This window comes from Nocardia nepalensis (assembly GCF_048910785.1).
GTDB lineage: Bacteria > Actinomycetota > Actinomycetes > Mycobacteriales > Mycobacteriaceae > Nocardia > Nocardia nepalensis.
Genome location: NZ_JBKBET010000041.1, coordinates 75428 through 89153 on the forward strand (window position 1 = coordinate 75428; position 13726 = coordinate 89153).

Consider the following 13726-nt stretch of genomic DNA (forward strand, 5'->3'; position numbering starts at 1 on the left):
GCGCAAAGCCTGATCAACGCAGCGCCGGCGCACCCGTCAGTTCGACCGGAAGATCCTGCAGACCGCGGATGAGCGTGCTCTCCCGCCAGCGCAATTCCCCGCCGTCGGCCGCCAGCCGCAGCTGCGGACAACGCTCGACCAGCCGCGTGATGGCGATGCGTGCCTCCAGCCTGGCCAGACCCGCGCCGAGGCAGTAGTGGATCCCGTGACCGAAGGCCAGATGGCCGGAGGCGGGCCGTTGGGGATCGAACTCGGCGGCGCCGTCGAAGTGCCGTTCGTCGTGGTTGGCCGAACCCAATGCGACGAGCACCAGTTGGTCGGCGGGAATCTCGGTGGCGCCCAGCGTGATCGGGGCGGTGGTGTAGCGCAGGGTCGCGATGTTCACCGGACCGTCGTAGCGCAGCATCTCCTCGATCAGCGCGGGCACGTCCTCCGGATTGCCGTGCAGCGCACGGTAGCGTGCCGGATCCGACAGCAGGGCGAATACGGTATTGCCGATCAGGTTCACCGTGGTCTCGTGGCCCGCGACCAGGATGAGGAACACCATCGAGATCAGCTCGTCGTCGGTGAGGCGGTCACCGTCGGCATTGGCGGCGATCAGGTCCGAGATGAGGTCTTCGCCCAAACCCTCGGCGCGACGTCGGGCGATCAACTGCTCGAAGTAGTCGGCGATGGCGTCGGTCGCGTGCCGGATCTCCTCCTGCGTGGCCGTGGACAGTTCGACGATGATCCGCGACCATTCCCGGAACTCCGCTCGATCGGCCACCGGCACCCCGAGCAACTCACAGATGACGGTAATGGGCAGCGGAAACGCATACTCCGACAACAGATCTACCCGTCCGGCGCCGTCCGCGGCCATCCGGTCGAGCAGTTCATCGGCGATCGCGAGCACGCGCGGTGCGAGCGCTTCGATCCGGACCGGCGCGAACGCGGGGGTGACCAGGCGCCGCAACCGTGCGTGCGCGGGCGGATCGGTATTCAACAGGTGGTAGCTGATCCGCGTATTCACCGCGCCGACGCCGGTGTCATCGGCGGGCAGGCCACGAGCCTTGCGGCTGGCGTCGGTCCGCGGATCCTTGCGGATGGCAGGATGGCGCAGCACCTCGCGCGCGGCGTCCAGGTCGACCACCAGCCAGGCGCGGGCACCGGTATTCAGCTCGATGACGTGCACGGGGCCTTCGGCGCGTAGCTCTTCATAGAAGGCATACGGTGTATGAAAGAAGTCCTGCGGCAGCTTTCTCATTCGACGGCCCTTCCCCGTTCGCGAGTTGTCTTGCGCCCCTTCGATAGTGGCACGCGGCAACGATCTCGACCACCCGCGCGCCGACGGTAGCAGCCGTAGCTGACCAAAGGATGACTGTCGCGCGCACCACATCCGACGAAAGTATGATCGCGGCCGTTTCGTTCGGCACAGCGGCAGCCTGGCCGATACTCTCCGCAGATGGGACCGATTTCTCCTGTCCTGCGTGGTGCCCGGATCGCGAATTCTTTCGCATTCGGGCTGCAGGGCTTTTTCTTCGCCGTCGTACTCACCGAACTGCCCCAGCAGAAGGATCGCTTCGGATTGTCCGACGGTCTGATCGCCGGTTCGGTGGTGCTGGTGTCGATCCTGGCCGGTGTCGGCAGCGTGGCGGCCGAGCAGGTCGCGACGCGCTGGTCGAGCCGGGTCACGGTGCGGGTCGGGCTGTTGGGGATCACGGTCACCGGATGCGCGATCGCGATGGCGCCCAATACGCCTGTCCTGCTGATCACGCTCGGCCTCTACGGGATCGCGGTCGGCATCGTCGACGCGAGCACGAATATGCAGGGTGTCTTCATCCAGCACGGGTACGGGACATTCATCCTGTCCTCGTTCTACGCGGTGTGGAGCGCCGGATCGATCATCGGCGCGCTGTTCGTCTCCGCCTGCGAGGCCTTGGATGTCACACTGCGCGAATCGCTGTTGACGGCGGCGGGGCTGGTCCTGGTGGTCGGGTTGGTGATCGGTCCGCGCCTGCTGGGCGCGCGCGAGGCCGAGGCCGGTCCCGCGGAGGTAGAAGCCAGCGAATCCGCAGCATCCGCGATGGTTCCGGTGCGCAGGTACCTCGCCTTCGGCATCGCGGCCTCGCTCGTCTTCGCGATCGACCTCGCCGTCAGCAACTGGTCGGCGCTGTATCTGAAAGAGGATCTGCTGGCCAGTTCGTCCACCGCGGCGCTGGCGCTGGCCGTCTATCAGTGCGCCTCGCTGGCCGCGCGGCTGTCCGGGGATCTGTGGGTGCGCCGGCTCGGCGGACGCAGGGTGGTGCGCGTCGCGGGTGCGATCGGCGTGCTCGGGCTGGCGGTCGCGGTGGTCGCGCCGGGGCCTGCGGTCGCGATCGCGGGCTTCCTGATCGGCGGTTTCGGGACCGGCGTGGTCGCGCCGCTGTGCTTCAGCGAGGCCGGACAACTCACCAGCGGACGCCAGCTCGACGCGCTCATCGCCCGCCTGAACCTGTTCAACTACGCGGGCACACTCGTCGGCGGTGGGCTGGTCGGCGCCATCGCCGCCGGGTTCGGACACCGGATCGGTTTCGTGATCCCGGTGCTGTTCATGGCGATCGTTATCGGACTCGCGCGTGTATTCCATTCCCGTTCCGAACCGGATGAACTTTCCGCGTCGAGCGAAGGTCATGCTGTACTGGACATATGAGCAACATCCCAGTCACCGTCGACCGGGCCGGATTATGGGACGCCGAGGCCCTCAGTGATGTTGCGGCCGCGACCTTTCCGCTCGCGTGCCCGCCGCACGCCACCCCCGACGATATCGAGATCTTCATATCCGAGGTGCTCTCCAGCGAACGTTTCGGCGAGTACCTCAGCGACCCCACCCGGATCGTGCTCAAGGCGGTCACCAACGGCGATATCGTCGGCTACGCGATGTTGCACTACGGCGATCCGGCCGATCCCGAGGTCGCCGAGGCGGTCGGTCTGCGGCCGGTCGTAGAGATCAGCAAGATGTACGTGCTGCCCGGCCACCACGGCGCCGGGGTGTCGAAGGCATTGATGCATGCCGCCCTCGAGCGGGGCCGGGAGGACGGCATGGCCGGGGTGTGGCTCGGGGTCAATCAGGAAAACGTGCGCGCCCAGCGGTTTTACCTCAAGCACGGATTCGAGCGGGTCGGCACCAAGACGTTCACCGTCGGCAGTCAGTTGCATCACGACTTAGTTATGCGGCTGGCTTTCTGACGCCTTCAGTCCACGAACTCGACCAGCGCCGTATGGAAGGCCGGATCCACCACGGCCATCAGATGATCACCTGGGACGACCCGCAAAGTGCCGTCCGGTAGCGCATCCGCGAGCCGATCGGGCTCGGCGGCGAACGGGTCCCTATCGCCCGCCAGCACCAGGCTCGGCATCGTGATGTCGGCCAGGGTTTTGATCGGCTCCTCGTCCAGGCCGGTCGCGACCGCCTCGATGGCGTCGCGGTCGGCGCGCACCGCATCGGCGAGAATCCGGAACATCATCGCGATCGGTGGCGCGCCCGCGCCGTCGCCGCGCATGGCGGTGCGCAGGTCGTCGATATCGATCACGCGCCGGTCGACGCCGCCGCAGTCCAGCACGCCGGAGCCGATGCCGCCGACGGCCAGCTTGCGCACCCGCTCGTCCGCACCCGCCACCAGCAGCGAGATGATCGCGCCCATCGAATAGCCCACCTGCACAACGCGATCGAAGCCGAGTTCGTCGTAGAGTGCGCTGACATCGCGTGCCATCCCGGCCCACGTGTACCTGGCCGCCTCGTGCGGTTTCTCGGAACGGCCGTGCCCGCGCGCGTCCAGCGAGACCACGGTGCGCCCGGCGGCCTGCAGCGCCGCGACCACGCCGGTGGCCATCCAGTTGGCATTCGTATCGGCCACGACTCCGTGCTGCAGAACAACCGGGATGCCCTCGCCCTCCCACATGCGGTAGTTGAGCTCGAGTCCGTCCCAGGTAGTGAACTTCGTCATGACCGGATCGTAGTGGCGCCGCCCCGAGGGGTTTACGAGTTCTGTCTGTGCCGGCAAGTCCACCACCATCCGCGCCGCGATACCGCACGCGAGCGTCTGCCCACGCTGTCGGCCCGAGGCCCGGGATCTGCTGTGTTACAGCGTGATTCAGACGAGCAGTTTCGCCTTCAGCGCGGCGACGTCGTCGGCGGACAGCTTCAGTCCATCGCGGACATAGTTCTCGAAACTGCCGTAGGTCCGGTTCGCTTGGTCGAAGGCGGCATCCAGCCACGCGGCGGAGACGCCGTTGAGCGGATCGTTCGAGCTGGCGTTGCGGTACTGGTTGGACAGCAGATAATCCTGCGTCACGGTATCGCGGTCGACGCCGAGGATGGTCAGCAGGACCGCGGCGGTCCAGCCGGTGCGGTCCTTGCCCGCGGTGCAGTGGAACAGTACGGCGCCATCGGTGTCGATGATGTCGCGCAGCACCGAGGCGAAGGCCTGATTCGCACCGGGCGCGGTGATGAACGCGCGGTACAGGTCGCCGCCGCCGGTGAGGGTGGTGACCAGGGTTTGCGGCGGAGCCTGGCCGATGACGTCGTCCCAGTTGGCCACCGCATCGCCGGGGACGCGGTCCGCGGCGATGGTGCGCTCGTAGACGGTGCGCAGATCGTCGACGACGCGCACCCGACGCTCGCTCAACACGGCCAGATCGGCCGGGGTCGCGTTGTTCAGCTGGCCGGTGCGGTACACCAGCCCGGTGCGCACCCAGTGTCCGTCGGCGGTGCGGTAGCCACCCGCGTCACGGCCGTTCTGCACGCCCTGCAGGTTCAGCGAGCGGTCGAAGGCGACCGGATCGGCGATACTGACCGGATCGGCCGGGGCGAGGCCTGCCACCGGCCCGAAGGCGACGGTGAGACCGGCGGCCAATGCCACCGGAACGCGAATCGAACGGCGGACCATCGCAGTGCTCCGATCATCGGTGTAACCCGGTCTCATCGACCCTCCTCGACCGCTACGCCGCGACCTCGAAGCGCGACAACGCCAGCAGACGCGATATCGCGCGCAGGTACTTCTTGCGGTACCCACCGTCGAGCATTTCCTTGGAGAAGATCTCGTCCAGTTTCGCACCGGAAACCGTCACCGGAATGCTCGCGTCGTAGAGCCGGTCGGCCAGCACGACGATCCGCAGCGCGACTGCCTGATCGGTCACCGGATGCACATCCGAGATGAACACCGACGACACCCCCGAGATCAGCGCGCCGTACTTGGACGGGTGCAGCGTGCTCAGATGCTTCAGCAGCGCGTCGAACTCGTCGAGCGTGGAACTCGGTGTGGCAGCGGCCCGTTCGGTCAGCAGGTCCGGCGAGGTGGGTTCAGGCGCGGGCGGCAGATCGCGGTGCCGGTAGTCCGGACCATCGACGCGCACGGGCTCGAAGATCGAACCGAGCTTCTTGATCTCACGCAGGAAGTCCTGGGCGGCAAAACGGCCCTCGCCGAGCTGTCCGGGCAGGGTATTGGAGGTGGCGGCGATCGAGACGCCGCGCGCGGACAGCTCGGTCAGCAGCCGCGAGACCAGCATGGTGTCGCCCGGGTCGTCGAGCTCGAATTCGTCGATGCACAGCACGCTGTTCGCCGATAGCCGCTCCAGGGCATTGTTGAAGCCAAGTGCGCCAACGAGATTGGTGAGTTCACCGAAGGTGCCGAAGGACTTCGGCGCGGGAGCGCTGTGGAAGATGGAGGCGAGCAGGTGGGTCTTGCCGACGCCGAAGCCGCCGTCGAGGTACAGCCCGGCGCCGCTGATCGGTTTCTTCTTCCCGAACAGGCTCTTCTTGTTGGCCGCCTGGTTGATCTTGGCGACCTGCCCGGCGAAAGCCTCGGCCTTGCCGACCGCGGCCGCCTGGCTCGGCTCCTTCGGGTCCGGAATGTAGGAGGCGAAACTGACCTCGTCGAACATGGGCGGTGGCACCATCTGGGCGACCAATTGGTCCGCCGGAACCTCCGGATGGCGATCGACAAGGCGTTCTTGCATGGGCGAAGCCTAATGACGTGGTGTGATCTTCCTTCATGCAGCGTATCCACAATGCGATCCAGCTCACAGGACTGAGCCGCGACGACCTCGCCGAGCTGTACGCCTACCCCACCGACCTCCAGGCCCCTTGGGTCCGCGCCAATTTCGTCGCCAGCATCGACGGATCCGCCACCAGCGGCGATCTCTCCGCAGGACTCGGCACCCCCGCCGACAAAACCGTGTTCTCGATATTGCGTGAACTGGCCGATGTGATCGTGGTCGGCGCGGGTACCGCGCGCGCGGAGAACTACGGCGGCGCGCGCACCGATCCGCGGCTGCGGCGCGCGCTCTACGACCGCGGTATCGGCGGCCATCGCGACGGCGCGCCGCCGCCGATCGCCGTGGTCACCGCGAGCGCCGCGCTCGAACCGGGCGCGCGGTTGTTCACCGATACCGAAGTGCCGCCGCTGATCATTACGACCGCCGCCGCACCGCAGGACCGCAAACAGCAACTCGCCGATGCCGGCGCGCAGGTGGTCGAGGCGGGCGGCGTCGCCGTGACGCCATCCGGTTTGCTGCGCACACTCGCCGACCTCGGACTGCGCCGCGTACTGCTCGAGGGCGGACCGCATCTGTTCGGTGAGCTGCTGGAGGCGGATGTGGTCGACGAGTTGTGCCTCACCACCGCGCCGATCCTGGTCGGCGGCACCGCCCGCCGAATCTCGCTGTCCGGACACGAGTTCCGCGCACCGATGGTGCGCAGGCACATCTTGCTCGACGACGACGGCACCATGTTGACCCGCTGGACGCGCCGATGACCTACACGACACCCGAATTCACGGACCGCGCCATACCCGCTCGCGGGCGGTGCGCCGTCACGCTTTGCCGCATCTACGCCTGCTTTGTGAAACAACCGCACGAACCTGGCAGGCTGTAGCGCATGCGCTGGACTCGGGCCGTCGTGCTGGCCTCGACACTCTCGATCATGATCGCCGGATGCGGTGCGGGACCTTCCGATCGCCCCGGCGTTGCCGTCGAGCGCGCGCCCCAGGGCGGTGCGGGCCCGAGCCCGACCACGGTGATCGCGCCGCCGCCGGCTGCCGGTGTCCCCAAAACCGATCTGACCTGGCACGATTGCACCACACCGACGCTCGACCTGCTCGGTCTCGGTACCGCACCGTCCGGTTTGGTCTTGGACTGCGCCGAATACACGACCCCGATCGACTCGACTGGCGGGGTGCTCGGCAACTTCCGCACCGGCGCCATGCGGGCCCGGATGCCGCAGACCCCGACCGATGTCGCGCCGCTTGTCATTACCTCCGGCGCGGACCGATCCTCCACCGCCACGCTGGCCGGTCTCGCGGTCGGCGGGGGTAACGGGCTGCTGGCCAGCCGCCCGATCGTCGCGGTGGACCGGCGTGGGCTGGGCACATCGCAGCCGATCGACTGCATGCCGGTCGATGCGCGCCGCGGCCTGGCCGATAACGGACAATTCGGGCCGGGCGCAAGCGATCCCGTCGAGGCGGTGACCGGATTCAGCCAGGACGCCACCATCGCCTGCCGCGATTTCCTACAGCCCTATGAGGGCACCTTCGACGCACCGCACGCCGCCGACGACATCGAACAGCTGCGCAGGCAGTGGCAGGTCGACCGGATCGATCTGCTCGGTTCGGGCAACGGCGCGAAGGTCGCGCTCAGCTACGCACGCAAGTTCGGCGACCATCTGGCGCGACTGGTGCTCGATTCGCCGGAGGCCGTCGGCACCGATGCCGTCACCCGCACCGAACAGCACGTCCAGGGCGCGGAGGCGGCCGTAACGGCATTCGCGCAGCGCTGCACCGGAATCGGCTGCTCACTCGGCGCCGACCCGCGCGCCGCGATCATCGACCTCGTGCGCAAGGCGAGCAGCGGCGGACTCGGCGACATCTCCGCGAACGCGCTGCTGACGGGGCTGTCCGGATTCCTCGCCGGTCCGCGCGACCAATCCGCGCACATCGCCGAACTCGCCGACGCGCTCTCGGCGGCCGGACGCGGCGATCGCGGACCGCTCGGGACGCTGATCCAGCGCGAATCCGCCGCCACCGCGGCCGACGGCCAGTTCGTCAACCGCTGCACCGATAACCAACTCCCGCCGAGCCCGACCAAGGCCAAGGAGCTCGCGGACACCTGGGGCACGAAATATCCGGTCTTCGGCAGGACGGCCGCGATCGGCATGATGGCCTGCGTCGCCTGGCCGGTCAGTGCCGCGCCGCCGCTGCCGGAGAAGCTGGACCTGCCGGTTCTGGTCCTCGGCGGGACCGCTGATCCGCTGGTCGGCGATGGCGGCCAGGCCTCGGTCACCGGTGCACTCGGGGCTGCGGGCGCGCGCAAGGCCGCGATCACCTGGCAGGGTTGGGGGCACCCGGTTTTCGCCCATTCCGGTTGTGCGCAACGGGCTCTCATCGATTATCTGAAGGAGGCCAAGCTTCCTGCGGACGGCACCGCATGCCCCGCATGAGCGAGCGCATCAACGGCACGGCCTTAGAGGAGTGACGAAGCCGACCGACAGCGAGGGGTAGGCACATGAGCGAGCGAAGCGAAGGCACAGCCCCCTAGGGGGAATGACGAAGCGAGCGACAGCGAGGGGTAGTCATGATCCCCTAATGTCGGCGCGCCAGGTAGGTCCCGGCAACCGTCACGAGCGGATCCGGTGTACCGTGCCCCAGTGTTACTTCGACAGCTCGAGCCTCGCACCGCTCGCACCACCGCCGAGGTGATCAAGTTCGCACTCTGGCCGCTCGCGGTCATGACCGTGCTCAACCGGGTCTTCATCAAGGCCGTCAACGGGTTCATCACCGATGACTTCAAACCCGTTTACAACGCGTCGCTGGCGTTCCTCAACCACCGCCCGGTGTACACCGCGAACTACGATCTGGTGGATCCGCACTACCTGTACCCGCCGAGTGGCACCCTGCTGATCGCGCCGTTGGCGCTGATCGACCCGGAGAAGTCGCGCTGGTGCTTCATCTTGCTGAATGCCGCCGCCATCATCCTGGCCTGGTACCTGCTGCTCAAGCTGTTCAAGTTCACACTGTCGTCGATGGCCGCGCCGATCCTGCTGCTGGCCATGTTCAGCTCCGAAACCGTCATCAACACACTGGTTTTCACCAATGTGAACGGGTGTGTGCTGGTGGCCGAGGTGGCCTTCATCATGCTGCTGCTGGCGCGGCGAGATCTGTGGGCCGGTGCGCTATTGGGGTTGAGCATCGCGGTCAAACCGACGCTCGCGCCGCTGGTATTGATCGCGGCGGCCCGCGGGCAGTGGAAGGTCTTCTACACCGCCATCGGCGTCCCGCTGGCGCTGACCGCGATCGCATGGCCGCTGTCGGCCGATCCGGACAAATTCTTCACCAGAACCGCTCGCTACCTCGCCGACCCGCGCGACTACTTCAACAGCGCCATCGTCGGCAATGCGGCGTACTACGGCCTGCCGCTGTGGCTGACCTGGGGCATTCGCATTCTGATGGGCGCACTGGTGCTCATCTCGCTGTGGTTGCTGTACCGCTACTACCGCGACGACGAGCTGTTCTTCGTGACCACCGCCTCCGGTGTGCTGATGACCGCGGAGTTTCTGCTGAACTCGCTCGGGCAGATGTACTACTCGATGATGCTGTTCCCGCTGCTGATGTCGGTGGTGCTGCGCAATTCGGTGATGCGGAACTGGCCAGCGTGGCTGGCGGTCTTCGGGTTCATGTCCTACGACAAGTGGCTCTCCGACCGCTGGCAGGGCGTCGGGCGCAACCTGGAGTACCTGCGCATCACCTTCGGCTGGGGCCTGCTGCTGATCGTCATCGCCTGTGTGCTCGGTGACCGGTATCTGGCGGCGCGGCGCGAGGGTCGGCTGCGGTTCGGGATCGACCCGGAATGGATGCGGCCGGCGCCGGACGCACCGGATGCGGTCGCGGAAGCGTCGCGCGCGATCGAGGAGGCCGGTGTGCACGAAGCCGACGCCGGTACGAACGGCGTGGAGGTCGAGCAGCCCGAGCTGCGGAGCGAAGCGCAAGCGAGTGCGCTGAAGTAGTGGCGGAGTGTGCGGCGCTGCCGCGGGAAACCTATTAGCGTGGAGCAATGAGTTCCGACGCCGACACGTCCCTACCCGCGCCGCGCATCCAGCTGACCCCACAGCAGTGGCAGGCCAAGCTGAATCCGGAGGAGTACGCGGTGCTGCGACAGGCCGCGACCGAACGCCCGTTCACCGGCGAGTACACCGACACCAAGACCGAAGGCGTCTATGTGTGCCGGGCATGCGGCGCCGAATTGTTCCGCAGCACCGAGAAATTCGATTCGCATTGCGGTTGGCCGTCGTTCTTCGATCCGGCGAAGTCCGAGGCGGTCATCCTGCGCTCGGACGACACCCTCGGCATGCGCCGGGTCGAAGTGCTGTGCGCGAACTGCCACAGCCACCTCGGCCACGTCTTCGAGGGCGAGGGATACAACACGCCCACCGATAAGCGCTATTGCATCAACTCCATCGCCCTGCAACTGCACCCCTCGGGCAGTGCAGCGGAGTAATTCACCTGCGGCGCTGAGCGAAACATACAGACCGACCGGCTTGTTGCGCATGCCCCGAAATGCTGGGGCATGCGCAAGCGGTCAGTAATTGCATTGCTGACTGCCCAGCGGTAGATCAATGAACACCCGGCACAACAGAAACATGATGCCGCGGGTGCGCTGCGCTGAGCCGCTAGGGGAAAACGCCTCACCCCAGGCATCGGACGAGCCCGACGGCACTCCCGCCCACGAGGATGCGGACCCGGTGGGCGCATCCGCCAATAGCGACGAACCCGAATCCGGGGCCGCCACCGCGGGCGGCACGCCCACCACCAACGGTCCTGACATCAATACCGCCGCAACGAAACCGGCCGCGCATCTCCCACCGGACACTCGCCAAACCTCCCGCTCGTCGGAACCCTGCACGCACCGTAGTGCCACCGACCACCCCACCCGCTCCGGCTCGCCGAGTTCCCCACCGCGCAAGCGAAAGCCGCGCGCTTTGTCGGGATTCGCACTTGTTGTAGGCGCACACGGGGAGTGCAGATCCCGACAAAGGGGCGGATCCGGACAGAGCCTCGACTGAGCGCGCGGGCTCCGACAGAACACCAGTCCCGATTGAGCACGCGGGTCCCGACCCGACGTGCTGGTCTGCGGGATCGGAGCGGGTCAGGGCAGGGCGGCGATGAGGTTTTCGATCTCGACGCGGGGGCCGGTGAAGAACGGGACTTCCTCGCGGACGTGCAGGCGGGCTTCGGTGGCACGCAGGTCGCGCATCAGGTCGACGATGCGGTGCAGTTCCGGGGCCTCGAAGGCGAGGATCCACTCGTAGTCGCCGAGGGCGAAGGAGCTCACGGTGTTGGCGCGCACGTCCGGGTAGCCGCGCGCGGCCTTGCCGTGGTCGGCGAGCATCTTGCGACGCTCCTCATCGGGCAGCAGGTACCACTCGTAGGAGCGCACGAACGGGTAGACGCAGATGTAGTTGCCCGGATCCTCACCGGCCAGGAACGCCGGGATATGGCTCTTGTTGAACTCGGCGGGCCGATGCAGCGCCACATTGCTCCACACCGGCGCGCTGGCCCGGCCCAACTCGGTGGTGCGACGGAAGTCCGCGTATGCCGACTGCAGATCCTCGACCCGCTCGGCATGCGACCAGATCATGAAATCGGCATCGGCGCGCATCCCCGCGACGTCGTAGATGCCGCGCACCACGACATCACGCTCGGCGAGCCCATCGAAGAACGCCCGCGCCTCCTTGATGGCACCTTCCCGGTCGTCTCCCAGCACGCCCGGCTGCACCTGGAACACCGAGAACATCAGGTAGCGAATGGTGGAATTGAGTGCTTGATAGTCGAGTCGCGCCATGGTTCCTATCGTGCCACTGCGGTGGGTGGGAGTATCCGCGCGGGCCGTTCCCGACGCGGGTGCTCGCGCCGGCGTTTCCGGCGCGAGCCGATCGCGCCGCTACACCGGGCAGCCGTCCAGGCGCCAGTCGGTCGGCGTGAACTGCTCGATGTGGATGCGTTCCTCGGGTACGTCGGCGGCGAGCAACTGGGCGCGCACCGAGTCGAGGAATCCGGAGCCGCCGCAGACATAGATGTCGGCGTCGGCGGGCAGGTCGACCACCGCCAGGTCGAGTAGCCCGTGGTGGGCGTCCCCGGCTTCCTGTTCGTACCAGAGTTCGACCGTGGCGGCGCGCAGCCGGGTGCCGAGCTCACGCAGGCGTGCCCGCAGTGGATGGGTCTGTGGGGAACGGTCCGCGTGCAGCACGACGGTGGGCCGGTCCGGGTTGTCGACGGCGAGCTGTTCGAGGATTGCGATCATCGGTGTCGCGCCGACACCGGCCGAGATCAGCACCAGCGGGGTGGTGGCAGCGGTGTCGACGACGATATCGCCGAACGGGAGGGTCACCTGCAGCGCGTCGCCGGGCCGCACGGTCTGGTGCAGCCATGACGAGACCTCGCCCGCCGGGCAGCCGCCCGCGGCATCGATCCGTTTCACCGCGAAGGCCAGGGTGCCCCCGCCCGCGGCGTTCACCAAGCTGTACTGACGCAACTGCCTGGCGCCGTCGGGGAGCCGCACGCCGACCGAAATGTATTGGCCCGGCAGGAAACTCGGCAGTGGTGCGGATGGATCGGCGGATTCGACGGCGAAGACCGCGACACCGGACGGATCGTCGGTGCGCTCGACCACGATGACATCCCGGAACACATCGCCCGGCTCGACTCCGGCCGCCACGTAGAGCTGTTTCTCCAGGTCGATCAGTGCATCGGCCATCAGCCAGTAGACCCGATCCCAGGCCGCGGCCACCGGTGCGGTGACGACGTCCGCGCCGAGCACCTCCACGATCGCGGCGAACAGATTGTCGTGCACGACCTGGTACTGCTCGGCGGTGACGCCGAGCGAGGCGTGCTTGTGTCCGATCCGCGCGAGCATGGCGGTCGGGTGCGGGAGCTGCGGGTCGACCAGATATGTGGCGAAGGTCGCGATGGAGGCGGCCAGGGCCCGCGCCTGGGAGCCCTGTGCCTGGTTACCGCGATTGAACAGGTCGCGGATGAGTTCGGGATGATTGCCGAACAGGGTGCGGTAGAAGACCGTGGTGATCGCGTCCACCTGCGCACCCACCAAAGGCAATGTGGCGCGGATGATTTCGGCGTGGTGTGCTTCGAGTTCCGGTTCGCTACGGACCGCGGTGTTCATGACAACTCCTTGTTCACTGAACCGCCCGCCGCGGATGTGGCGAGCAGACGCAGCAATCCGGCCGTCGGCGCGCTGACGAGTTCGTCGAGGGTGTACCGGTCCAGTTCCCGGTAGAACGCCGCCTTGGCCTCGGCCAGTGCCCGGCGCAATCGGCAACCGGCAATCAGTGGGCACGGATGGTCGCCTTCGCACACGACCACCTCCCGATCGCCCTCCAGTTCGCGGATCAACCACCCGATCGAGACCGAGCGGCCCGCCTCGGTGAGGAACAACCCGCCCGTGCGACCGCGCTGCGCCTGCACGAGACCGAGTTCGATCAGTCGCGAAACCGCTTTGGCCACATGGCGTTCGGAGGCATTCACCTGATGTGCGATCAAGCGCGTCGTCACCCGGCCGTCGGCCTCGTCACTCACCGCCAACCGCATGATGGCCCGCAGGCCGATATCGGTGAACCGTGAGAGCTGCATGAGCCCGACGCTACCGGCGGGCAACCACCGCCACATCCCCCAGCGGCCGTGTCCTTAATTACGTCATATCGTGCGGT

The 13726-nt window shown here is 67.2% G+C and carries 14 protein-coding genes; 6 read left to right on the forward strand and 8 right to left on the reverse strand.

The features are described 5' to 3' along the window. Positions 1-13 precede the first annotated feature (13 nt). Positions 14-1243, reverse strand: coding sequence for a cytochrome P450 family protein (locus ACHQ4I_RS40160; RefSeq protein WP_420777154.1), 1230 nt, complete (start codon positions 1241-1243; stop codon positions 14-16). Positions 1244-1441: 198 nt separating this feature from the next. On the opposite strand from ACHQ4I_RS40160, the gene ACHQ4I_RS40165 reads away from it, so the two are divergent. Together ACHQ4I_RS40165 and ACHQ4I_RS40170 are read left to right on the forward strand one after the other, a co-directional pair. Then, positions 1442-2668, forward strand: coding sequence for an MFS transporter (locus ACHQ4I_RS40165; RefSeq protein ID WP_420777155.1), 1227 nt, complete (start codon positions 1442-1444; stop codon positions 2666-2668). Then, positions 2665-3204, forward strand: coding sequence for a GNAT family N-acetyltransferase (locus ACHQ4I_RS40170; RefSeq protein WP_420777156.1), 540 nt, complete (start codon positions 2665-2667; stop codon positions 3202-3204). Before ACHQ4I_RS40165 ends, ACHQ4I_RS40170 begins: the two co-directional genes overlap by 4 nt. Before the next feature lie 5 nt (positions 3205-3209). On the opposite strand, the gene ACHQ4I_RS40175 is transcribed toward ACHQ4I_RS40170, so the two are convergent. The 3 genes from ACHQ4I_RS40175 to zapE form a co-directional block, all read right to left on the reverse strand. Then, complete coding sequence (locus ACHQ4I_RS40175; protein WP_420777157.1) at positions 3210-3962, reverse strand: alpha/beta fold hydrolase; 753 nt, start codon at positions 3960-3962, stop codon at positions 3210-3212. Positions 3963-4109: 147 nt separating this feature from the next. Further along, positions 4110-4940: a tyrosine-protein phosphatase gene (locus tag ACHQ4I_RS40180; RefSeq protein WP_420777158.1), complete on the reverse strand. Its 831-nt coding sequence runs from the start codon at positions 4938-4940 to the stop codon at positions 4110-4112. 16 nt (positions 4941-4956) lie between these two features. Next, entirely contained in the window at positions 4957-5973 is a 1017-nt protein-coding gene (gene zapE / locus ACHQ4I_RS40185; RefSeq protein ID WP_420777159.1) for a cell division protein ZapE, read from the reverse strand. Positions 5974-6008: 35 nt separating this feature from the next. On the opposite strand from zapE, the gene ACHQ4I_RS40190 reads away from it, so the two are divergent. The 4 genes from ACHQ4I_RS40190 to msrB all read left to right on the forward strand — a co-directional run bounded on the left by ACHQ4I_RS40190 (position 6009) and on the right by msrB (position 10503). After that, entirely contained in the window at positions 6009-6770 is a 762-nt protein-coding gene (locus tag ACHQ4I_RS40190; protein WP_420777160.1) for a pyrimidine reductase family protein, read from the forward strand. Between the two features lie 122 nt (positions 6771-6892). Next, complete coding sequence (locus ACHQ4I_RS40195) at positions 6893-8449, forward strand: alpha/beta hydrolase (protein ID WP_420777161.1); 1557 nt, start codon at positions 6893-6895, stop codon at positions 8447-8449. Positions 8450-8656: 207 nt separating this feature from the next. After that, positions 8657-10012: a glycosyltransferase family 87 protein gene (locus tag ACHQ4I_RS40200; protein ID WP_420777162.1), complete on the forward strand. Its 1356-nt coding sequence runs from the start codon at positions 8657-8659 to the stop codon at positions 10010-10012. Between the two features lie 47 nt (positions 10013-10059). Continuing rightward, the gene (gene msrB, locus ACHQ4I_RS40205) at positions 10060-10503 is read left to right on the forward strand and encodes a peptide-methionine (R)-S-oxide reductase MsrB (protein ID WP_420777163.1); all 444 of its coding nucleotides are present in this window, start codon (positions 10060-10062) and stop codon (positions 10501-10503) included. 81 nt (positions 10504-10584) lie between these two features. Here msrB and ACHQ4I_RS40210 read toward each other — a convergent pair whose 3' ends face one another. From ACHQ4I_RS40210 to ACHQ4I_RS40225, 4 genes are all read right to left on the reverse strand, one after another. Beyond that, a complete protein-coding gene (locus ACHQ4I_RS40210; protein WP_420777164.1) occupies positions 10585-10830 on the reverse strand; it encodes a hypothetical protein in 246 nt (81 codons plus the stop codon). Between the two features lie 321 nt (positions 10831-11151). Further along, a complete protein-coding gene (gene hemQ / locus ACHQ4I_RS40215; RefSeq protein WP_420777165.1) occupies positions 11152-11847 on the reverse strand; it encodes a hydrogen peroxide-dependent heme synthase in 696 nt (231 codons plus the stop codon). Positions 11848-11946: 99 nt separating this feature from the next. Next, positions 11947-13182 carry a globin domain-containing protein gene (locus ACHQ4I_RS40220; RefSeq protein WP_420777166.1) on the reverse strand — a complete coding sequence of 412 codons (1236 nt, stop codon included), beginning with the start codon at positions 13180-13182 and terminating at the stop codon, positions 11947-11949. Beyond that, positions 13179-13649, reverse strand: a complete 471-nt coding sequence (locus ACHQ4I_RS40225; RefSeq protein WP_420777167.1) for an RrF2 family transcriptional regulator — start codon at positions 13647-13649, stop codon at positions 13179-13181. Before ACHQ4I_RS40225 ends, ACHQ4I_RS40220 begins: the two co-directional genes overlap by 4 nt. Between the last annotated feature and the right edge of the window lie 77 nt (positions 13650-13726).